Origin of the sequence: Streptomyces griseoaurantiacus (assembly GCF_036189845.1) — a bacterium.
Classification (GTDB): domain Bacteria; phylum Actinomycetota; class Actinomycetes; order Streptomycetales; family Streptomycetaceae; genus Streptomyces; species Streptomyces griseoaurantiacus.
Genome location: NZ_CP108327.1, coordinates 1 through 21,924 on the forward strand (window position 1 = coordinate 1; position 21,924 = coordinate 21,924).

The following is a 21,924-nucleotide window of genomic DNA, read 5'->3' on the forward strand; positions in this document are numbered from 1 at the left end:
CCGCGGGTGCGGGGAGCAGGATGAGCTTGCCGTGCAAGTGGGGGGCGCGGAGGGACCATCCCCGCGGGTGCGGGGAGCAGATGCGGGCCAGGTTGATGGCGACGCCGTGCCGGGGACCATCCCCGCGGGTGCGGGGAGCAGGCGTTCAGCTCGGACCTGGTCGGCGCCGCCTTGGGACCATCCCCGCGGGTGCGGGGAGCAGCAGAACGCGGCCTGGGAGGGGTCTCCGGGGACGGGACCATCCCCGCGGGTGCGGGGAGCAGTTCGGCGGCGTCCGCGAGGATCTCGGCGAGGAGGGACCATCCCCGCGGGTGCGGGGAGCAGTGAATGTCGGCCTGGGACGGCTTGGCCACCTGGGGACCATCCCCGCGGGTGCGGGGAGCAGGCCCGGATCTGCGCAGCGCTGCGGCCGGCGTAGGGACCATCCCCGCGGGTGCGGGGAGCAGACGGGGCGGGAAGTGCGCGCTTCGATCAGCTTGGGACCATCCCCGCGGGTGCGGGGAGCAGCTCCGCACCGGTGAGTTGCTTCCCGGTGGCCTCGGGACCATCCCCGCGGGTGCGGGGAGCAGGTCTCATGGCTGGCCAACACGGACATCCCAGAGGGACCATCCCCGCGGGTGCGGGGAGCAGAACCCCCGCCCGGCACGTAGCCGGACGGGGGCGGGACCATCCCCGCGGGTGCGGGGAGCAGGCCGCGAACTCCTCGTCGCGCACCTATGCGACGGGACCATCCCCGCGGGTGCGGGGAGCAGATCCTCGTGGCGACCGGCATCGCGGCCCTCACGGGACCATCCCCGCGGGTGCGGGGAGCAGTTCTGCCACTTTTTCGCGGTCCATCCGCCGTTGGGACCATCCCCGCGGGTGCGGGGAGCAGGCCACGATGCCTCCATGTGGTATAGGGCCCCGGGGACCATCCCCGCGGGTGCGGGGAGCAGCTTCCAGCACGTGCATGGCGAACGTGACTTCGGGGACCATCCCCGCGGGTGCGGGGAGCAGTGCCTTGTCGAATTCGGTCGGGCCCGGGGTGAGGGACCATCCCCGCGGGTGCGGGGAGCAGACCATGGCCAACAGGCCGAACGGGTCGGGCAGGGGACCATCCCCGCGGGTGCGGGGAGCAGTGCTGCTGAAGTGGCTCGCCGAGCACCCCAAGGGGACCATCCCCGCGGGTGCGGGGAGCAGACCGCCGAGGCCCTGTCGGATATCCGGGGCGTGGGACCATCCCCGCGGGTGCGGGGAGCAGACATCAGCCACTTTCTGAGCCTGCCCCATGGCGGGACCATCCCCGCGGGTGCGGGGAGCAGGACACGCTGGTCCCCCCACGGATCGTCACGTCGGGACCATCCCCGCGGGTGCGGGGAGCAGACTCAGTGACCTGCGTCTTTAGTGCTCGGGTAGGCGCTTTTCACTCACCTTCGCCGATCCCGGCAAAACTCTCATTCCAGCCTTCTCGCGCATTACCTCCTCCCGAAGCGTCGGCGTTTCGATGCTCTGCTCCAGCCGGAGGGTTGCTCGGCCTGCGGCGCTGAGGCGGCGGCTCGTGCGTCAGGAGCGGGGCGGTGGATGAGGGTGGCGCCGTCGTGGTCGATCGGCTGCCAGGCGTGGTCGTGGGTGCGGAAGGTGAAGCCCTGTTCGTTGTTGGTGGTGTGGGCGAGCAGGGCGCGGCCTTGGCCGGCGTACTGCTGTACCTCGTTCCAGAGCACGTCGCGGATGCGGGCGGAGGGGTTGCCCACGAAGACGCCCGCGGAGATCTCCAGGAGCCAGCGGGTGAGGAAGCCACGCAGTCCGGCTGGGCAGTTGGTGAGGACGATGACGGTCACCAGAGCGTGTCTCCGTAGTCGTCGTAGTGGTCGGGCCCGTCGTAGTTGACGCCGGAAGCGATGTTGTGGCCGCCGTCGGTCTGGAGGGTGACCACGTCCCGGTCGTCGTCGCCGGGAGGGGGCGCCGAGGCTGCGTCCGGCAGCAGGAGGCGTTTGATGTCGTCGACGCACCTGTTGAGCAGGGCGGTCTCGTTGATGCGGTCGCGGAGCGCCCGGCGGGTGCGAGGGCCGACGTCCTCCTCGTCGTGTGCGGCTACGTCGAAGGCGAGTGGGATGCCGATCTCTGTCTTGTAGAGGTCGGCGATGTCCAGGACGAAGGACAGTTCGTGCCCGGAGTGGACGAAGCCGAGTGCCGGGCTGCAGCCCAGAGAGGTGACGACGGCGTGGGCGATGCCGTACATGCACTGGGCGGCGGCAGTGATGGCCTGGTTGACGGCGTCGCCGCCGGTGAAGTCGCCGGGGACGTAGCGTCGGCCTCGCCAGGGAACGCCCGTGCGGGCGGCCTGGGCGCGGTAGCAGTCCTTGACGCGTCGCCCTTCGCGGCCGAGGAGTTCCTGCCGGGTGAGTCCGGCCGGGTCCTCGTCAGGGAAGCGCATGCGGTACATCTGGCGTGCGACGGCGAGGCGGTTGCGGGGGTTGGCCCACTGGCGGGCCTGGGCTTCCATGAGGGCGGAGGAGCGGCTGAGGGCGCGGCCGGAGGCGTAGTAGCGCACACCGTGTTCGCCGACCCAGCAGACGGCCGCGCCGGTTTCGCCGAGCACGCTCATGGCCTGGTGGGTGATACGTGTGCCGGGGCCGAGGAGGAGGGCGCCGATGGTTGCCGAGGGGATATGGGTGGTGCCTTCGGCGTCCTGGGCGGTGAGGGCGTTGGCGTCGCGGTGGATCGTGCAGCGTTCCAGGTAGAGGAAGGAGAGCCGTTCCGCGGTGCGGGTGAGGTGGCGCGGGGTGAGGGCCGGGCGCCGGGAGACGGTGCTCATGCCGTCTGCAGGGCGGGCTGCGGGAGGGGGGCCAGGGTGAGGAGGCCGCAGCCGTAGGCGCGGGCGCGGCCGAGGCCCTGGGTGAGGGTGCGGCGCAGCGCGTCCGGGTCGGTGATCTCCAGCCGGCCGTCGAAGGTGACGGTGACGAGGGTGACCGGCTTGCCTCGGCGGTTGCCGTCGGAGCCGCGGGACTTGTCGAAGGAGAGGTTGCGCATGTCGCCGACCGTCAGTTCGTAACGGTCTCCGTGGTGGGGCTTGCCCTTGTGGGTGGTGCCGTGGGGCAGGAGCCGACGGTTGTCGGGCTTCTCGAGGATGCGGAAGCCGCCGCGCTTCTGGCGTTCGGCGTCGAGCAGCCAGTTCATCTGGTGGACGGGGGTGAGATGGGCGGTGAGCTTGCGGGGCTCGCCCTCCTTGCGGCGGATGGTGTGCACCGGGTTCGCGGTGAGCCGGAAGGACCAGCGTTGTCCGGTCGACAGCCGGTCGAGGAAGGTCGCGTAGGGGCGGGTCTGCCAACCGGGTTGCTCCGGGTCGTTGGCGGCCGCGGCGGGCCAGCCGGCCTGTTCGACGAGGTGGGTGAGGTCGGGTCGGTCGGGGCTGACGATGTAGAGCATCACTTCGGCGCGGGAGCGCTGGTCCAGGCGCCACAGCACGCGTGCCGCGTCGGGGGCCGGGTTGTCGGTGGGCAGGATGTGGGGGAAGGAGGACATCACGGCCGCGTGCATGGCCTGTGGTGAGGACAGCAGGCGCCTGGCGCCGGGGCGTGCTGTGTTGACACGGAAGCGGGACAGGAACATCAGGCGCTCTCCTCCTCCAGGTGGTCCGACAACGCCTCGAACGGGTCGTGGGGCGGGGTGGCGTGCGGCAGCGGTACGTGAGTGGTGACGACGGTGCGCCATGCGTGGCGGCGGTGTGATGCGGCGAAGCTGAGCGGCTGGTCGCGCAGTACGTCCGCGGCGGCGTCCGTCTCTTCGGCGAACTTCTCGCGGAGGACGGTCAGCCGGTCGGGGAGCCGGTCGCGGTGGCGTCGGCGATACCAGTCGGACGCCTGCCAGGGCACGTCTTCGAGTACCTCCTCGAGGCGTGCGCCGGTTCTCAGGGCCAGTTCCACGGGGCCGGAGGGGGGACAGGAGCGGCGGCCCAGGAAGGGCAGGTGGACGGGTGCCCGCAGAGCGGTGAACAGATCCGACACCAGGGCGGGGTCGCCCTCGACGGCGGCGACGAAGACGGCGTCGGCGAGATAGAACCTCTCCGACAGCGGCATGGTCTTCCCCGTGACCGGGTGCATCGCCTTGTGGAAGTCCCGGATGCGGGTGCCGGGTTGGTCGATGCGCACCCCGAACCGCAGGGCCGCCAGGGGAGCCAGACGTTCGTCGTCGTCGCGTTCGATGCCGGCCGCGGCGGCGAGCAGGCCGATGACGCCGCTCTTGGTGGGGGCGGACTCGGTGGTGCGGCGGGTGAAGCGGGCAGAGGCCCCCCAGGACTGCAGGGGGCCCGCCAGGCGGAGGACGAGCACACTGGTGCGGGTGGTCATGCGGGTCATGCGGGCTTGTCCAGGCGTTCGGCCACGGCCTGGCCGACGGCGGTCACGAGGGCGTGCAGGGTGTCGGCTTCGGTGCCGAGGCCGGCGAGTTCCCGGGTCTGGGGGCCGACGCGCAGCACCCAGGTGAGGGTGGTCTCCTGGTCGCCGTAGGCGCGTTCGATGTCGGGCACGTAGGCGGCGAGCCGGTCGCACGCTTCGCGCAGGTGGCCTCCGCCGTCGCTGCGGACGGGCTCTTCGAACGCGGCGACGAAGCTGACCGGGCGGGTGGTGCGGAGCTTGACGACGACGGCGTCCGGGTGCGTGTGGTGACCGAACGTGTTGATCTTCCCGGTCGGCAGGGAGGCGACGAAGGAGTGCACGAACGCCTCGACCGCACGCCGTACCGGCTCGGTGCGGGGTTCGTCCTCGCGCAGGCCCTGGCCGAGGTTGTCGGCCAGCTTGTGCACACCGAGGGCCGCGTAGCGGTAGAGCGTGGCGGAGTTGAAGTCGACCGTGCCGATCATGCCGGCGCCGGTCTCCTCGTCCGTGTTCTCGTCGTCGACCGCGGTGTAGTAGTCCGACTCGTTCTCCACGCGGTGGACGCTGAGGGCGTGGGCGACCTGTACGGCGGCGTCGACGTTGATGTCGGAGGCGTCGGCGACCATCCGGCCGAACAACGCGATGTCCACGGAGTGGCGGGTGTCGGCGATCTCGCGGACGCGGTCCTTGTTCTTCTTGTCCTTGAAGAAGCCGGTGATGTCCGCGGCGCCCTCCAGGGCGAGGCGGGCCAGGCCGTCGAGCTGGCGGGCGCTGAGGAAGACCAGGTACTTGGTCTCGGGGGCGGGCGCCGGGCCGGAGGTCTCCTTGGCCTGGTCCGACTTGCGCTTGGGGATCTCGGTCTTGAGCCCGGTCGCCTTGACCGTCTCGTCGGCGAGCGCGAGGGCCTCCTCCCCCTGGGGAGAGGCGTCGAGTTCCGTGATCCGGTCGGCGAGCAGTTCCACGACCTTCTTGGTCCGCACGCCCAGCTCGCTGGGGTCCAGCAGATGCTCGTCCTTGAAGAAGGTGCGGATGGCCCTCTTCCATGCCTGGCTGGAGACGCGGGCGCGCGGCACCCCTCCGTAGACGGCGGTCTTGGGCGCGCCCGTGTCGTCCCGGTTCAGGTTGCTGGGCGGGACGGTCTGCAGGGCGTGCACGTCCAGGAAGATGCGGTTCACGAGGCGTCCTTGTCGGTGTCCGTGGGCGGGTTCGGGTGGGTGCCGTCGGAGGGGGCGGCGGGCTGCCAGGCGTGGAAGGAGCGGCCCCATTCCCGGCGGACGGCACTCGGGCCGTCCGGCCACTGCCAGGCGTAGAGCTGTCCGGCGAGCAGGCCGTAGTCCAGCGGGATGTCCGCACGGCGCAGCAGCACGACGATGTCCCGCAGCCGCTGGGCGAGGCCGACCAGGTCGGGTGCGGTGCCGGCGCGTACCAGGCGTTTGCGTACGGCCTCGTCGATGCCGCCGGCCGGCATCAGGCGGCGGACGGCCGCGCCCAGACCCGCGGACTGCCGCCCCTGGCGCGAGGGGCGGTGCATCCGGCTACCGCGGGACTGCTGGTGCAGTGCCCACAGGGTGAGCGCCGCGTACACGGCGTTCTCGGCCCTCACCAGCTCCTGTTCGCTCAGCGGCCGGAGGCTGTCGGTGCGGGTGTGGAGCGCGCCGGTGTCGACCAGTCCCCACAGATCGGGCACGTCTCCGGCGTCCCGGCCGGCGCCGCGGCGCAGACGGGCCAGCGCGGCGACGTCCCCGGGACGGTCGTTGAGGTATCCCTCCTGCCACCTCGTGATCAGGGCGGCGGTGAGTTCGGCCACCCGGGCTCGGGTGGTGGTGGGCGGGGCTGCGGCGGTGGTCATGCTGGCACCTTCGGGTGAGACGTCGAGGCGTTCGCGAAGTGAGAAGGGCAGGGCCGGCGGCGCGGACGGCCGGTTCACGGCTCCGGTGCGGGCGGCGGGGAACCGGTACCCGCACGGGTCTGTTCGCCCTCGGGTTATCCGGTGTCCCCCTGCGCGCCGGTGCCGCCTTGCGCGCCGGTGCTGCCGGAGTCCCCCACTGCCTTGGCCAGGTGCGCGCGGAACCAGGTATCGGCCAGACCGGCGCTCAGCCAGTGCGTGGTGCCCTTCCTGTCGACGACCGTCCTGCCCTGCCAGGCGGCCTCGCCCGCGTCCGTGACGAGTCGGTCGCCGAGCCGGCCGATCGTCGCGCGCACCTCGCGCTGCCAGACCCCGCGCTGTTCGAACGGATCGCCGGCCTCGGCCAGAGTGGACAGCCACGTGCGGTAGGGACCTTCCAGCGCGTCGAACCCCACCGCCTGGGCCGCCGCACGGGGTCCGTCCTGCTCGCCGCCTGCCGCGCGGGCCAGGTCGGCGGCGAGGTCCCCCAGAACACGCACGGCCCGTTCGGCCTCCTCGGCGGCGCCGATCGCCTGCCGGGCGCAGACCCGGTCCTGCCGGTGCAGCAGCACCACCGGCATCGTCAGATGGTCGTCGACGACCTCGTCGATCACGGACTGCTTCGTCCCGTACGAGGCGCCGATCACCCGAGCCCGCACCAGGAAGTCGCGCGACAGGTGCCCCTCGGTGACCAGCCGGGCAATCCACTCTAGGATCCCCGGGCGCAGGTACGGGGCCGCTTCCGCGCCCTGTGCCGTGCCCGGGCGGTCGGCGACCAGGGCAGCAACGCCACGCCACGCCGAGCGCGCCGGATCGTGCTCGCGGGGCAGATAGACCGGCGACTGGCGCAGCTTCTTCTCCTGCGCCGTGCTGCGCCGCCATGCCGTCATCGGCTCGAGGCGATGCGCGTTCCGCCACGCGAGCGGATCCCCGTAACCGAGCACCACTCCATGGACACTGGCCGCGTCGAAGTGCAGGCGCAGCCTGCGCGACTGCCAGGTGTACACATCGCGCGGGCCGGTCGCCGGGCGTTCGGTGCCGCCCGGGCCGCACGGTTCACGCCGCCATGCCGGCCGGTCGTCGGCGCGAATGTCCAGTTCCGTGGTGTCGCCAGCCACCAGGTTCAGCAGCAGCGTCTCGCGGAGCGTCTCCCCTTCGACGAAGACGCCCCCCAGGCCTCCTGCCCAGCCGGCGCCCAGCGGATAGACCTTGCCGTCCTTGACCCGGCTGTCGCCCACCGCACCGGTTTTGATGCCTGAGGTGTCGTAGGCGTGTGCGTGAACGACCCACCGGGCGGCCTCGGCGAAGGTCAGCCGGTCGACGGTGGGCATCCGCGCGGTGAAGAACGGCTCCCCGTTGGGCACATCGGCCACGATCCGGTTGAGGGAGAACACCTCGTCCTTCGCCGTCCGCAGCCCCGCCGTCTGGAAGAAGGGCGCCTCGGGATGGAGAAGGTCGAAACGCCGCCGGTGGTCGAGCAGATACTGCTCGACGGGGCGGAGGCACTCGGGGTCCTCCCGGTCCTCCCACAGCTCCGCCCACTCCTCGAGGTCACGGGGGCCGTTCAGAGCATCGTGCGTGATGGCCAGCAGCAGCCGCAGCAGAGCGAACTCCTGCGTCGCCACCTCCCCCACGACGCGACGCACATCCCCCGCCTCGGCGAACACCTGACGCAACGACAGCTCGTCCTGAGTCCCGTCGTGCCGAAGGACCTCGATCCACGGGCTGCTGGTCAGATCGAACGACGGAACCACCTTCTCCGCGTCCGCACCCGCCCCGGCCGACTCAGTCACGGTCACGGGTCACCTCCAGGCCATCGAGACTGCTGTAGCTGAGGCGGAAGCCTGCCAGGCGGGTCTGACAATCCTCGTCGAGAGCGAGGATCAGCTGGTCGGCGAGCCAGGGGCTGTCCTTGCACTGCCAGGCCCGCAGGTACAGCCGCTCCAGTTCTTCGATGGCCCGGTCCATGGTCTGCGGGCTGGAGAACTGCAGGGGCAGCCGCAGTCCGCAGCTCGCCGCCGTTCGGCCGGCGAACGGCGTCGGTGTCTGGTCCTGCGGCAGGGTGATGCCCCCACGTGCCCTGCCTTTGCTGTCCTTTCCCAGCCAGGGCAGCGTGGCCAGGCTTCCGTCACGGCGCCGTTGCACGACGACGACTTCCAGGCTTTCCCTGCTGTCCCGTACCTGGGCCTTCCCGGTACGGGAGTCGTCGGCGTCGCCCACCCCGGCCGCCACCCAGCCGAAGAGCGGACGTCCCGGCCTTCCGACCTCGCCGAGTCGGAACACGGCCGCACGCTCGGCCTGATCGGCCCGATGCCTGTCGAACTGCGTGCGCGCCTCCTGAAGCGCCTCGGCCCAGTGCTCCGGCACCACGGGTTCGTGCCCGTACGCGCCCTGCACGAGTGCGCTGATGTCCGTCGGCAGCCGCACCGGTCGCGCCGTTCGCGAGTCCAGGTGAGGCAGCAGCACCGCGGCGGATCGCAGGAGGGCGTAGCGCCCGTACACCGCGGCCGAACCCCGGACGGGCTCTGGCACGTCCGCTTCTCGATCACTCCAGTCGGCCCCGGTGAGGAGGCAGCGTGCGGTGCGCAGGCGTTCGGGCCGCTCGCTCTGGTCCAGGCCGCGCTCGTGGCGGTGCAGCCGACCCATGCGCTGCAGCAGCAGGTCCACCGGGCACAGGTCGCTGACCAGCAGATCGAAGTCCACGTCGAGCGACTGCTCGGCCACCTGACTGGCCACCACGATGTGACGACCGGCGGGGCGTTCGCCGGGTTTTCCCGGCGGTCCGAAGCGGTGCAGCAGGTCGCTGTCCTTGGCCGCGCGGTCGAGGTCGACGAAGCACGAGTGCGCGACGGTGACTTCGTCGTCCGCGAACCGCGCCCGCAGGACCCGGGCGGTCTCCAGTACGCGCCTGACCGTGTTGCGCACCACCAAGGCGCAGCCGCCCTCGGCGAGTTCGAGCTCCAGCCGATCGGCCAGCACCTCCACGTCGTCGACGAGGGACTCGAGTCGCACGTCCGTGGACCTGGCCGACGCCTGAGGGCAACGCGTTGCCACTGTGCCGCCGGGCGTCACCGCGGTGAGCAGAGGGTACGCACCCGCGTCGGAGGCCTCGTGTTCCTCGGCAGCGTCGGCATCGACGACGTGGCCGGCGTACGCCTCGATGAGCGCGCACCGGCGCGCGGCCGGCAAGGTCGCCGACAGAACCACCACCGGAACCCGGTACGCCCCCAGCCAGGACAGAACCCGGTCCAGATACACGCTCATATAGGTGTCGTAGGCGTGGGCCTCGTCGATCACGACGACCTTCCCCGCCACCGCGAGATGCCGCAGTGCCAGGTGCCGGCTTTTCAGCCCGGCGAACAGCAACTGGTCGACGGTGCCCGCGACGAACGACGCCAGCATGGCCTTCTTCCGCCCGCGCAGCCAGGTGTGCGCCACCAGGACCGCGTCGGCGCGGGCTGCGTCGGTGGACGGCTGGCGGGGAGAGACCGGCGGACTGTCCAGGTCGACGGCGGTGACCTTCCCGCTCCGGTCCATCAGGCCGACGAAGTCGTCGTTCAGGGCGGCTTTGGAGTGCGCCAGGTGCACCGCGTACCGTGCGCCCTCCGCCGCGGGCAGCCGCTTCAGCCAGTCCGTCAGGCGGGGGAACATGGCATTGCCGGTGGCCATGGTGGGCAAGGCGAAGAACACTCCGCCCGCGCCCGAACGCGCGGCGAAGATCTCGGCCGCCGCGAGAGCGGCCTCCGTCTTTCCCTCACCCATCGGAGCCTCGACGACCATCAGACCGGGGGTGTCCATCTCCCGGGCCAGCTCCACCGCCGCTTCCTGCACCGGACGTACTTTCGCCCCCGGCGGCAGGGCGAACCGGGCAGCGAACAACTCCTGTGCCGGTTCCACGGGTTCCGCAGCCTGCCATCGCTCCGGCAGGTCCAGCCCCTGCCATGCCGCGGCAAGGCGTTCCTCGTCCGTGCGCGATGCCCCGTCGGGGAAGTACGGGAAGAGGTCGGGATTGCTCGCGATCCAGTCGGACACGATGACCAGGGAGGTGAGCAGCACCTGCACCGGCTGGGGCAGCTTCACCGCCCGCCAGGCCGCGAAACGGTCCGCCACCCGGTAGCGGTCGGCGCAGGCGTCGAGCAACTCGGCCTGCACGTGCCGCCATACGCCTGCGCTCGGACCGGGAGTGCGCAGCAGTTCCTCGTGCTCGTACAGGGCCTTGATCTGCCCGTTCTCCGGGGGCACACCGTGATGCCCGCCCACAGCAACGGTGAACTGCCCGATCCGGGCGCGCGTCCACCCGTGCCGTTCCTCCAGCCACTCCTCCAGCAGCACCTGCCCGGCCAGACCGTGCGGGGCGAGACGACGCTCCGGCCCCATCGCCTTGGCCGAGCGCATCTCCAAGCCGTGACCACGCATGACGTCGGCAAGCTGCTCGACCTGACAGGCGAACGCAGGTGTCGCCTTACCGATGTCGTGCACGCCGGCGAGCCACACGGCCAGAGCACGCGCATCCCCCTCACCCCCCGGCAGAGCATCGGCGATCAGCCTCCGCACCCCCACGGGCACCCACCGGTCCCACAAAAGGCCGGCCACGGCAGCGCTGTCCTCCATATGCCGCCACAGCGGCAACCAGCCATCACTGTCACGATCGTGTTTGGCCCACACGGCACGCGCCGGCGCCCCGAGCCCGCGCAACAGCGTGCCGCGGGCGTTCCCCCCACTGCTCATGAATGCAGGCATACAGCCAAGACGCTGCCTGGTACGCCGAATTCCGGAAACAAGTCGAAACTCCTTGCCCCTGCAGACAGGTCCTGAGCGGGCGGCTTCGCATCGGGGTAACCTGACCGATTCGGGCCCGCCCCACGGTCAGCACCACCACACAAGAAGACGCTTATGTCTCATTTGCCGAGATCATCGAAAGTCAATGAAACGGCACCTCCGCGCCGATAGACCCGCAGGTCAGAAAGTCTGCTCCCCGCACGCGCGGGGATGGTCCCGGGCGGGATGCGGCCGGGGCCGCCGCTCCGGCCTGCTCCCCGCACGCGCGGGGATGGTCCCCAGGTCCTGAGCGGCGTCGGCGAGGGTGTTGCCTGCTCCCCGCACGCGCGGGGATGGTCCCGCCATGGGGCAGGCTCAGAAAGTGGCTGATGTCTGCTCCCCGCACGCGCGGGGATGGTCCCGTGATCGTACAACGTCTATGCGCGTAGAGCATCTGCTCCCCGCACGCGCGGGGATGGTCCCGACGGCTCTGGAAAGCCGCCCGTAAGAAGAACCTGCTCCCCGCACGCGCGGGGATGGTCCTCCGGCGTCATAGGCATTGCGGTAGAACCGCAGCTGCTCCCCGCACGCGCGGGGATGGTCCCTCCCTGTCTAGGCCGAGCTCTTGGGCGAGTCCCTGCTCCCCGCACGCGCGGGGATGGTCCCGTCCTTGACGGACACGGACACGAGGGCCCCGACTGCTCCCCGCACGCGCGGGGATGGTCCCTGTCCGGCCGGCCGGGCGCGCGCTGAACGCGCCTGCTCCCCGCACGCGCGGGGATGGTCCCGTGTCGGGATGCTCGGGTGTGGAGGACTGCCACTGCTCCCCGCACGCGCGGGGATGGTCCCTGGGCCTGGACCGCGAGGAGCTCCGCGAGGGTCTGCTCCCCGCACGCGCGGGGATGGTCCCGACACGAAGCGCCGACTGCGCAGGCTCGCCCGCTGCTCCCCGCACGCGCGGGGATGGTCCCTTTCATTCCATCCCTTCCGGTCCAGCCGCCCGCTGCTCCCCGCACGCGCGGGGATGGTCCCGTAACGTTGGCCACCACGATCGCCGACCGTGCCTGCTCCCCGCACGCGCGGGGATGGTCCCAGCAGCTCCACGACGACAAGCAGGTCCAACGGACTGCTCCCCGCACGCGCGGGGATGGTCCCCCACCACCCCCCGGGGGACCCCCTTGCTGACCCTGCTCCCCGCACGCGCGGGGATGGTCCCCGCACGGTCGATGATCTCGTCGTCCGTGATGGCTGCTCCCCGCACGCGCGGGGATGGTCCCACGGCCTGGGCGAGCTTGCGGGTCCGCAGGCGCTGCTCCCCGCACGCGCGGGGATGGTCCCGGCCCACAGACAGACCAGGGCGGCCCCGTGGCCTGCTCCCCGCACGCGCGGGGATGGTCCCTGGGCCGCCACCCCGCCCATCGGCGAGACCAGCTGCTCCCCGCACGCGCGGGGATGGTCCCCTCAGCGTTGTGGATGGCGATGACCGGCTGCACTGCTCCCCGCACGCGCGGGGATGGTCCCTACCTCGCCAGGAAGGGCGAGGCGAAGACCCCCTGCTCCCCGCACGCGCGGGGATGGTCCCCCGCCAGCCCCGATGGCGTCCCGCTGTGTGGTGTAGGGGATCTCCGCGGTTGAGTGCGCGGGTTCTGCTCCCTCGGGTGCACCGTCTGCCGGTGTCTGCTCCCTGCTCAACTGGCAGGCCACCGTGCAACTGTCCGGAGTGAACGGGCAGTTCGACCCCAGGGGGTGCACGGTGGCCTTGTCCCAGCATGACCTACTTCGCCTGCTTGAGTCACTACGTTCGGCAGATGGTCTTGAACTCGTCCGCGAGGTCGCCGAACGGCTGCTGCAGGAACTGATCGAGGCCGAGGCCACCACAAAGATCGGCGCCGAGTGGGGAGAACACACCGACACCCGCACCACCTGGCGCAACGGCCACCGGGAGAAGACGGTGACCACACAGGCCGGCGACCTGGAACTCGCGATCCCGAAACTGCGGGCCGGGAGCTTCTTCCCGAGCCTCCTGGAGCGCCGGCGGCGCATCGACCAGGCCCTCTATGCAGTGATCATGGAGGCATACGTCCACGGCGTGTCCACCCGCTCGGTCGATGACCTGGTCAAAGCCCTCGGCTCCGACACCGGGATATCGAAGAGTGAGGTCTCCCGGATCTGCGCCGAGCTGGACGAACAGCTCAACGCCTTCCGGACCCGGCCACTGGACCACATCCGGTTTCCCTACCTGTTCCTCGACGCCACCTACGTCAAGGCCCGTGTCGACCACCGCATCGTCTCGCAGGCGGTCGTCATCGCCACCGGTGTCACGCAGGACGGCGGACGCGAGGTCGTCGGTGTCATGGTCGGGGACAGCGAGACCGAAGCGTTCTGGGCCCAGTTCCTGCGTCACCTGCGCGAACGCGGACTGGGTGGCGTCCGCCTGGTCATCTCCGACAGTCACAGCGGCCTGGTCAAAGCGATCCGCAAGGTCATGCTGGGCGCCGCCTGGCAAAGGTGCCGGGTCCACTTCGTCCGCAACGTCTTCGCCGCGATCCCGAAAGGCTCGGCGGAGATGGTCGCCGCGACGATCCGCACGGTCTTCGCCCAGCCCACCGCGGACGCTGTCCGTACCCAGCTCGACACGGTCGCCGACATGCTCGGACGGCAGTTCCCCAAGGTCAGAGAGATGCTGCTGGAGGCGAAGGAGGACCTGACCGCGTTCGCGGACTTCCCCCACCAGCACTGGAAGAAAATCCAGTCCACCAACCCGCTGGAACGACTGAACCGGGAGATCAAACGCCGCACCGACGTCGTCCAGGTCTTCCCGAACCCACCCGCCGTCCTCCGCCTCGCGACTGCGGTCCTCGCCGAACTCCACGACGAATGGATCGCCTTCCCACGCCGCTACCTCTCCAACGAGAGCATGGACGCCCTCTACCCCGACGACAACATCGTCCTACCGGCCGCATCAAACGACTGATCCCCTACACCACGTCAAGGGACATAACCCCAGCCCCGCAGCTCCCGCCCACCGGCAACTGCTCCCCGCACGCGCGGGGATGGTCCCTCCAGGTCCCACCACAGGCCGTCAGTGAGCGTCTGCTCCCCGCACGCGCGGGGATGGTCCCGGGCCGCCGAACTCCACCAGCGGGATGCCGGCCTGCTCCCCGCACGCGCGGGGATGGTCCCGATGACGGGCACCACCAACGCCACCCTCGCCAGCTGCTCCCCGCACGCGCGGGGATGGTCCCATCACACCGGTGGCGGGCACGCCGACCCCGATCTGCTCCCCGCACGCGCGGGGATGGTCCCGCTGGCGTGCTCGGTGAACTCTGGGCGAAGTCCTGCTCCCCGCACGCGCGGGGATGGTCCCACCTACGCCGGATTACGGTCCACGAACCCCAACTGCTCCCCGCACGCGCGGGGATGGTCCCCGCTTGACCGCTTCGCGGGCCATGGAGACGACCTGCTCCCCGCACGCGCGGGGATGGTCCTTTCGGTCGCCCTTCACCGGTTCGACCGGCCCGGCTGCTCCCCGCACGCGCGGGGATGGTCCCTACACGACCTACAAAGCGGATGTGGTGCAGGGCTGCTCCCCGCACGCGCGGGGATGGTCCCGTGGACGTTGACTCAGGTTTCCGTGGAAATGACTGCTCCCCGCACGCGCGGGGATGGTCCCTGTTGAATTCGGGTGCGGACGGACGGGGCCGCCTGCTCCCCGCACGCGCGGGGATGGTCCCAACGGCGTGATCAACACCGACGGCACCGACCCGCTGCTCCCCGCACGCGCGGGGATGGTCCCGCGGCCAACATCAGGTGGGCCGTGAACAACAACTGCTCCCCGCACGCGCGGGGATGGTCCCGCGGCGAGCTGGCCGGGGGAGAGGTTGCCGGACTGCTCCCCGCACGCGCGGGGATGGTCCCTCCAGCACTCCGGCGAGCATCGTGACGAACAGCTGCTCCCTGCACGCGCGGGGATGGTCCCTAAAGGCTGTCCCGTAAATGATCTTTGAGTCGCCAGGAGTGGGGTCGGTCGCAGTGCGGTCCGCTCGCCTATCCGGCGAGGGCGAGGCTGTGCATGCGGGCGATGCCGAGCATGGCGTGGTGGACCCCATCGCCTTTGAGGCGGCAGCCTCGGAGGATCTTCCAGGTCTTCATCCGGGCGAAGACGTGCTCGACACGGGCACGGACCTGTTTGTGGGACTTGTTGTGCGCCTTCTTCCAGTCGGGCAGGTCTTCGCCCTCGCGTCGACGATGGGGCATGACGAGTCCCGTGCCCGGATAGCCGCCGTCGGCGATCGTGAGTGTCCTGCCGACGGCGGTTCTGGCGCCGGATTCCTCCCACGCCTTGCAGTCGTTGCGGTTCCGGGGCAGCGGTTGGCCGACCACGACGACGAGTCCGGTGTCGGCGTCGATGACGACCTGGTGGTTGGTGGAGTACCGGTAGTTCTTCGACTGTTCGGCGATGGTGTGCTCGCGAGTAGGCACCAGAGTGCCGTCCGCGATGAGCACGACGTCCCTGGCGAACCACTTGCGGGGCTGGAGCGCGAGCAGCGGTCCGAGGTGGTCGATGATGCGGTCTGCTGCCGACTTGGCCACCCCGAACAGCGGAGCGGGCCGGCGCATCGTCAGGTTCGTGCGCCAGTACGCCGCGACCAGCAGTGTCCGGTCCTCCAGGGGCAGGCCCCATGGCCGACTTTCGCGGACCGCGTCCGCACCTTCGCGCCGCAGCATGGTCACCAGCTTCCCGAAGGCACGCGGGCTCAGCCCGGTGAACGGGGGCTGCCCAGGACGGCTCCGACACCGTGATCACACCAGCCACGCCGGGATCATCGCACCGCGACGTGCCCCGCCAGCAGGCCTCCCCGCCTCAGCGGAACTCGTGGACCACCTGTATCTCGCCGACGATGTGGGCGTTGAAGTCGTCCAGCTCCCCGGCCGGAACCCAGAGCTCGAGGATCGTCTGCCCACCGGCCTGCTGGATGGGATACCGGCTCAAGAACTCCGACTCGACCTCAAAGCGAGTGACGAAGCCGGCGCCATCGTGCTTCACGTTCCAGTCCCGCGCGATCCTGACCGCGTAGTCCTCGTTGAGGACCGGGTAGAAGATCGGCTGCTCGGGCAGCCGGGACGGCCAGGCACGCCAGTTCAGCTCCCGAACCAGATCCAGCTCCTTGGGGCCGGTGGGGCGCCACAGGGTCGTCGTTGCTTGCTGGCTGGTCATCTGCATCGCTCTCTGAACGTGGGCCGCTGGGGCGGCGGGACGGGAGAGCGGACGATACCGGCACACGTACTCATCAGCCACGCAGTTTCCGCACCATGACCAGCAGTTACGGGACAACCCTTAGGTTCCCGGCGCACCGAACGCAGTCGGAGCCTGCTCCCCGCACGCGCGGGGATGGTCCCGGCTCACCCGTCGCCACGGGGGCGACCGCTACCTGCTCCCCGCACACCGCGGGGATGGTCCCACCTGGGGCTGACCCTCGACCCCGGAGCCGTTCTGCTCCCCGCACCCGCTTGGATGGTCCCGCCTACCTCGGGCAGGGCACGATGCTCGAGGCTTGCTCCCCGCACCCGCGGGGGTGGTTCCAGACGCACCGGACAACGCCTTCACCTGGCAGGTAGTCAGCAACTTGTTGTCCGCGGACAACAAACAACACCTGCGACATCTTGCTGTCCAACTACGAGGAGAGTAAGTAAGGTAGCGCCATGACCGCTCCATACGATCCGAACCATCGGGAAAAGGTAGTAGCCAAGCTGCCGTCGGAGCTCCGCAAGGAACTCAAGGTCCGCGCCGCTGAGTTGGACACCGACATCCAGGACGCCGTGACCCAGGGCGTCGAAGCATGGCGTAAGGCCAAGGACCGGCCCTTGGTCAACACCACCGGCGGCACCTCCTTCGCGACGTACCTGCCGGCCGGGCTGTACGACAAACTCAAGAAGGACTGCAAGTCCCGGGGCCTCTCGTACAACCAGGGCATCGCCCAGTCGATCAGGTTGTGGCTGGACGAGCACCCGTCGCCGCGCCCCAGGCCTCAACGGGTCACCGGCGCACGGCGCATCATCTTCGGCAATCAGAAGGGCGGGGTCGGCAAGACCTCGGTGTCCGCCGGAGTCGCGCAGGCCCTCGCGGAGTCCGGTCACCGGACTCTGCTCATCGACTTCGACCCGCAGGGGCACCTGACCAAGCAACTCGGCCACCCTCTGATCGACATCGACGCCCCCAGCCTCGCCAAGCACATGCTCGGTGAGGTCAAGGGGGAGATGCTGTCGGAGTTGCTCGTCCCGATAAAGGGAGGCGACTTCGAGGACCACCTCTGGCTCCTCCCCGCGTGCAAGGACGCCTTCCTCCTGGACGCCAAGCTGGCCACCAGCCGCGTCGTGAGGATCAAGGAGACCGCGCTGGAGAAGGCGCTCGAGCCTCTTGAGCAGGAGTTCGACTTTATCGTCGTGGACTGTCCGCCGAGCCTCGGCTACAGCATGGACACGGCGATCTACTACTGCCGGACCCGCGACGGCGAGGAAGCCGGCACCTCCGGCATCGTCGTCCCGGTGCTCTCCGAGGACTCCTCGGCCGATGCCTACGACATGCTCGAGGAGCAGATCGAGGACTTGATCGACGACCTGGAGATCGAGATCACTCAGCTCGGCTTCGTCGTCAACATGTACGACAGCCGCAAGGGCTACGTGGCGACGTCCTCCCTGGAGCAGTGGCAGAAGATCGGCGACCCGCAGGTTCTGGCCGTCGTACCGGAACTGAAGGACCAGCGTGAGGCGGTGCGGGTGAAGGCGCCGTTGCTGGCACACGCCCCGTACTGCGAGCAGGCGGAGGCTATGCGGACGATCGCACGGAGGATCAGCGGATGAGTGTCGCCGACCGGTTGGGAACCGGCTCTTCGTTCAGCGAGACGCGCCGTAGCCGAAGCGCTCGCGGCCGCGCCAAGGCGGTGACCCAGGGAGACGTCCCGGTCTACGAACTGGTCCGGCTTCGGCTGAGCGAGGTCTCCCCCACCCCACTGAACCCCCGCCGTAACTTCGGCACCGACGACGAGAAGACCCGCTTCGGCGAACAGCTGCGCCAGGCTCAGCTGGCCGCGTGCGTCGCCGTGACGCGAGCCGCATATCTTGCGCTGTGGCCCGACCACGAGGACCGGATCGGTGACGCCGAGCACGTCCTAGTCAATGGTGAGCGCCGATACCACAGCGCCGTCCACGTCGGTCTCGAGGCCTTGGACTTCGTCGTACGCGACGACCTGGCTTCCAGCCGTGAGCAGTTCATCAACCACCTGCTCAAGGAGAACCTCGACCGGGAGGACTTCGACGTCATCGAGCGCGCACGGGGCGTCGAGCAGCTGGTGGCCGTGTGCGCCGAGGCAGGGGAGCGCGGAGCACGATCTCGGGCGGCCGAGCAGCTCGGCAAGGACCGTTCCTGGGTGACCAACCAGCTGGTGCTGCTCGACCTGCCCGTGGAACTCCAGGCCATGCTGAGCGCCGGCTCCCTTCCCGAGCGGGACGGACGCACGCTGGCCCGGTACGCCAAGGAGAACCCTGGCCTCGAGGCAGCGGCACTGCTGGATCACCTGAAGGCCGCCAAGGAGGCCGCGGCACTCGCCAAGGCCGAGGAACGCCTCAAGCTCCAGACGCTCCGCGCCGAGCGGAACGACTCCTTGTTGTCCGCGGACAACAAACACGCTGAGCCGGGGCCGCCTGCGGCACAGGCGAGGACGGACGTTCGACCTGCGGAGCCTCGGAGCGAGAGTTCGTTGTCCGCGGACAACAAGAACGGTGGAGAGGCCGACGGTGCACGGGCAGCGGCTGGTTTGTTGTCCGCGGACAACAAACCAGCCGACAAGCCGGCGCGAGACCTGTCCATGCCCCCGGCGCAGCGCACGCACTCACCGGTCGCCGAACCCCCGCGCAGTCCTGCGGTCGGCTCCAGCGGCGTCGCGGGCATCACGGAGCAGGACACCGGAACCGGGGACCAGCCGCGCATGCTCCCGTATGACGACGCGTTCTACGTCGTCCGGCACCTGCACGCGAAGATGGCCGCCGCCGACTTCCTCGAGGGCGCGCGTGTCTGGATGGCGGTCCTGCGGGAGGAGCACCCGGGGGAGTACCGGAAGCTGCTCCTCGAGCTCGGTCGGCAGGAGGAACAGCCGTCGGCCTGACCGGCGGTGCCGGCTGCATCCTCGACGCCGGCCCCACCCCGAGACGGCGGCCGACGAGTGCCCGGCTCACGTCCGGACGTCGGCAGACGTCGGCACAACAGGCCGCAGGCCCGCCCGGCCGGCGTAAGGCGGCATCACTGGTTCGTGCAGTGGTGCCGCCTTCGGCGTCCTCTGCGCGAGGAAGAGGCACTGAGTTGAGTCCGCTGAAGATCACCAAGCCGACCAGTCGACGCAACCGCGACGGCCGCTTCGAACGGCCGGTTGCTGCTGCAGGTCCCTGCAGCCCCGGCGCCACCCCGAGACAGCACTCGGGCCCTCAGCGAGGTCAGCCGAACAACTGCCAGCCCTTGACCAGCGCCGCCACGGCGCTGGCTACAGCCAAAAACGCCCACACGAGCCTTAGACGGTGTCCTATGTGGTGAGGCGGACGAGTCGCTTGTAGCAGCACAGGGCTGCGGCGAGGCCGAGAAAGGCCAGGTAGTTGCGGGGGTTTCGTTCGTAGCGGGGGCTGAGTCGGCGGTAGCCGGACAGCCAGGAGAGGGTCCGCTCGATGACCCACCGGCGGCGGCCCAAACGTTCGCTGGACTCGATGCCTTTGCGGGCGATGCGCACGCCGATGCGTTTGCCACGTAACCATTTCCGCAGGTGAGACACGTCGTATGCCTTGTCTGCATGGAGCCGTCGGGGCTTGAAGTGGCGGCCGCGGTGGGGGTCGTGTCTCGTTTGGTGACCGGCCACCATTGGCTTCAAGCCCTCGCTGTCGTGGACGTTCGCGGCGGAGACGCCGACGACCAGGGGCAGTCCGTTCGCGTCCGACAGGACGTGCATCTTGGAACCCGGCTTACCCCGGTCCACGGGGCTCGGGCCGGTATGACCGCCCCCTTTTTCGCCTTGACGTGGGCGGAATCGAGGACGACGCGGGAGACATCGATCAGGCCCGCGTCATCGAGCCGGTGCAGGACGGCCTCGTGCAGACGGCCCCACACGCCGGCCCTGGACCAGATCAGGAACCGGCGATGGGCGGTGGACTTCGATATCCCGAAGCAGGGTGGCAGGGAACGCCAGGAGCAGCCGCTGACCAGCACGTAGATGATCGCCGCGAACAGCGTCTCATCAGGCGTGTCCTGTGTTCCGCCGCCCTGTGGCCGCACCCTCGACGGTGGGATCAACGGCTTCGCGATCTCCCATAGCCCGTCCGGAACAATCCAACTCCACGTACCCCGCCCCATACATGGCTCAACGAGCCTTCACCACATAGGACACCGTCTTAGCTTGTTCTTTATCTACCAAGATCTTCCGGGCTTGCCGATGGCCTTGAGGGTCTCGGAGCGTTTGACGGTTTTGCCGACGTCGTAGCGGGGTGCCCGGTGTCTGTTCTTGGCGCCGGGTGGTCGTCCGGGGCCGGCGCCGCGGGGTTTGGGAACGCGTGCCGGGCAGGCGAGGTGGGCGCGGATGTTCCTGAACCCCCGGCGGACCCGGGCCGGGCTGAGCCGGTCCGAGGCGGTGGGTTTCTCCCAGGGCCGGCGGAGGTCCTCGGCGAGCGGTCGGGCGAGCCGGAGCTGGGTGTGAGCGACGATCAGGATCCAGGTCCAGCGGTCCGCCGCCTCGGGAGTACGGAGCTTCGGAGTGGTCCAGCCCAGGGTCTGCTTCGCGAAGCGGAAGGTGTGCTCCAGATCGAAGCGACGGAGAAATGCCTGCCAGAAACGGTCCACATCGTCCGGGGTGGCGCCGGTTTTCGAGGACCACAGCCACACCGGCGGAGCGTCCCGTTCCTTCGACAGATGCTCGACCTTCAGACGCGTCAATGTGCCTTCGACCAAAGGGAGTTCACCGTCGTGGTCGAGCCATGAGGAGCGGTGGGTGAGCCGGGGATGGACCCGGTCCCATGCCCGGGTTTCGGCCTTGCCGTAGTTGGTGGTCTCGGTGACCGTGGTGATCGCGGGCTCGGGCCAGGTCTCCGGCTTGGCAAAGCGGAACTCCGGGCCATGCTTGGGCGGCCGGCCGTTCGTCCCCGGCTGGCGGGGCGGCTTCGGCAGCCGCATGACGCGGTCGGACCGGACCCTACCGACCAGCTCGACGGGCAGGTCGCGCAGGACCCACGCCAGGCGGGTGACGTCATAGCCGGCGTCGCTGACGATCACGATATGCGGGTCCCCGGCTTGCCACTGACCCGCGGTGACGAGCCGCTCCACGACACCCCGCAGGTGGGCGGCGGTGACCGCGGTCGCGTCGTCCACCGGTCCCAGCCGGACCGCGTCCAGGATCGCGGTCCAGGACGTGGCGCCCGGCTCCAGCACGGCGACGAAGGAGTAGGGCCAGCCCGGAATGAACTGCGACGCAGTCTTCGCCCGGCCGTAGACGTGGCAGAACAGCCGCTCCGCCGAGCACGGCGCGTCCGAACGCAGCCACGGCGAGACATCGACCGCCAGGACCAGGCGCCCGCCGTCGAAACGCGGCAGCGACAGCCCGGCCAGCACCGCCCGCAGCCGACCGACGTTGATCCGGCCCCGGTTCAGGCCGCCGTACATCGCTCCGTGCCCACGACGATGCTCGGGCAACAGCGTCAGATCCACCGGGGACCTCACCGCACCGTCCGCACACAACACCGCGTCCATCAGCTCGAACAACTCATCGCGCCGAGCGGTCAGACACTCGTAGAACTCGCCTCGGAAGCGTGACGCCTCCGCGAACGCTTCCCTCCGGACAGCATCAGGCAGCAGACTCATCCTCACGGCCTTCGTCTTGTTCACGTGCACCTTGGTCGGAG

General features: G+C 70.0%; 14 protein-coding genes, 1 pseudogene and 3 CRISPR repeat arrays. Of the genes and pseudogenes, 3 read left to right on the forward strand and 12 right to left on the reverse strand.

The annotated features are described in order from the left end of the window. The first annotated feature begins 51 nt into the window (after positions 1–51). Positions 52–1,362: direct repeats of the CRISPR family, unit length 29 nt; unit sequence GGGACCATCCCCGCGGGTGCGGGGAGCAG. A 92-nt stretch (positions 1,363–1,454) separates the two neighbouring features. From cas2e to cas3, 8 genes are all read right to left on the reverse strand, one after another. Continuing rightward, the gene (gene cas2e, locus OHB09_RS32575) at positions 1,455–1,817 is read right to left on the reverse strand and encodes a type I-E CRISPR-associated endoribonuclease Cas2e (RefSeq protein WP_328923129.1); all 363 of its coding nucleotides are present in this window, start codon (positions 1,815–1,817) and stop codon (positions 1,455–1,457) included. After that, entirely contained in the window at positions 1,814–2,794 is a 981-nt protein-coding gene (gene cas1e, locus OHB09_RS32580) for a type I-E CRISPR-associated endonuclease Cas1e (RefSeq protein ID WP_328923130.1), read from the reverse strand. The genes cas2e and cas1e overlap by 4 nt, the downstream gene beginning before the upstream one ends. Next, the gene (gene cas6e, locus OHB09_RS32585; protein WP_328923131.1) at positions 2,791–3,588 is read right to left on the reverse strand and encodes a type I-E CRISPR-associated protein Cas6/Cse3/CasE; all 798 of its coding nucleotides are present in this window, start codon (positions 3,586–3,588) and stop codon (positions 2,791–2,793) included. The genes cas1e and cas6e overlap by 4 nt, the downstream gene beginning before the upstream one ends. Then, positions 3,588–4,334 carry a type I-E CRISPR-associated protein Cas5/CasD gene (cas5e, locus tag OHB09_RS32590; RefSeq protein WP_328923132.1) on the reverse strand — a complete coding sequence of 249 codons (747 nt, stop codon included), beginning with the start codon at positions 4,332–4,334 and terminating at the stop codon, positions 3,588–3,590. The genes cas6e and cas5e overlap by 1 nt, the downstream gene beginning before the upstream one ends. Beyond that, complete coding sequence (gene cas7e / locus OHB09_RS32595) at positions 4,331–5,527, reverse strand: type I-E CRISPR-associated protein Cas7/Cse4/CasC (RefSeq protein ID WP_328923133.1); 1,197 nt, start codon at positions 5,525–5,527, stop codon at positions 4,331–4,333. Before cas7e ends, cas5e begins: the two co-directional genes overlap by 4 nt. After that, entirely contained in the window at positions 5,524–6,201 is a 678-nt protein-coding gene (casB, locus tag OHB09_RS32600; RefSeq protein WP_328923134.1) for a type I-E CRISPR-associated protein Cse2/CasB, read from the reverse strand. The genes cas7e and casB overlap by 4 nt, the downstream gene beginning before the upstream one ends. A 134-nt stretch (positions 6,202–6,335) precedes the next feature. Continuing rightward, a complete protein-coding gene (casA, locus tag OHB09_RS32605) occupies positions 6,336–8,036 on the reverse strand; it encodes a type I-E CRISPR-associated protein Cse1/CasA (protein ID WP_328923135.1) in 1,701 nt (566 codons plus the stop codon). Next, on the reverse strand, positions 8,023–10,965 hold the full coding sequence (gene cas3 / locus OHB09_RS32610) for a CRISPR-associated helicase Cas3' (RefSeq protein ID WP_328923136.1): 2,943 nt from the start codon (positions 10,963–10,965) through the stop codon (positions 8,023–8,025). Before cas3 ends, casA begins: the two co-directional genes overlap by 14 nt. Positions 10,966–11,205: 240 nt before the next feature. Further along, positions 11,206–12,577: direct repeats of the CRISPR family, unit length 29 nt; unit sequence CTGCTCCCCGCACGCGCGGGGATGGTCCC. Between the two features lie 171 nt (positions 12,578–12,748). Between cas3 and OHB09_RS32615 the strand changes: the two genes are divergently transcribed. Continuing rightward, on the forward strand, positions 12,749–13,969 hold the full coding sequence (locus tag OHB09_RS32615; RefSeq protein WP_285430654.1) for an IS256 family transposase: 1,221 nt from the start codon (positions 12,749–12,751) through the stop codon (positions 13,967–13,969). Between the two features lie 58 nt (positions 13,970–14,027). Then, positions 14,028–14,974: direct repeats of the CRISPR family, unit length 29 nt; unit sequence CTGCTCCCCGCACGCGCGGGGATGGTCCC. A 68-nt stretch (positions 14,975–15,042) separates the two neighbouring features. Here OHB09_RS32615 and OHB09_RS32620 read toward each other — a convergent pair. Together OHB09_RS32620 and OHB09_RS32625 are read right to left on the reverse strand one after the other, a co-directional pair. Beyond that, positions 15,043–15,811, reverse strand: a pseudogene (locus OHB09_RS32620) (transposase). Between the two features lie 48 nt (positions 15,812–15,859). Beyond that, positions 15,860–16,219, reverse strand: a complete 360-nt coding sequence (locus OHB09_RS32625; protein ID WP_328923137.1) for a hypothetical protein — start codon at positions 16,217–16,219, stop codon at positions 15,860–15,862. Positions 16,220–16,698: 479 nt separating this feature from the next. On the opposite strand from OHB09_RS32625, the gene OHB09_RS32630 reads away from it, so the two are divergent. Both OHB09_RS32630 and OHB09_RS32635 read left to right on the forward strand, forming a co-directional pair. After that, positions 16,699–17,856 carry a ParA family protein gene (locus OHB09_RS32630; RefSeq protein WP_328923138.1) on the forward strand — a complete coding sequence of 386 codons (1,158 nt, stop codon included), beginning with the start codon at positions 16,699–16,701 and terminating at the stop codon, positions 17,854–17,856. An 80-nt stretch (positions 17,857–17,936) separates the two neighbouring features. Then, positions 17,937–19,157: a ParB/RepB/Spo0J family partition protein gene (locus tag OHB09_RS32635; RefSeq protein ID WP_328923139.1), complete on the forward strand. Its 1,221-nt coding sequence runs from the start codon at positions 17,937–17,939 to the stop codon at positions 19,155–19,157. A 411-nt stretch (positions 19,158–19,568) separates the two neighbouring features. Here the strand turns inward: OHB09_RS32635 and OHB09_RS32640 are convergent. Further along, positions 19,569–20,386 (reverse strand): IS5 family transposase gene (locus OHB09_RS32640; protein WP_328923140.1). Its coding sequence is split into 2 segments (ribosomal slippage): positions 19,569–20,032 and positions 20,032–20,386, totalling 819 coding nucleotides; the frame shifts between segments, so codons are not numbered across the junction. A 54-nt stretch (positions 20,387–20,440) separates the two neighbouring features. Beyond that, positions 20,441–21,883, reverse strand: coding sequence for an NF041680 family putative transposase (locus tag OHB09_RS32645; protein WP_328923165.1), 1,443 nt, complete (start codon positions 21,881–21,883; stop codon positions 20,441–20,443). Between the last annotated feature and the right edge of the window lie 41 nt (positions 21,884–21,924).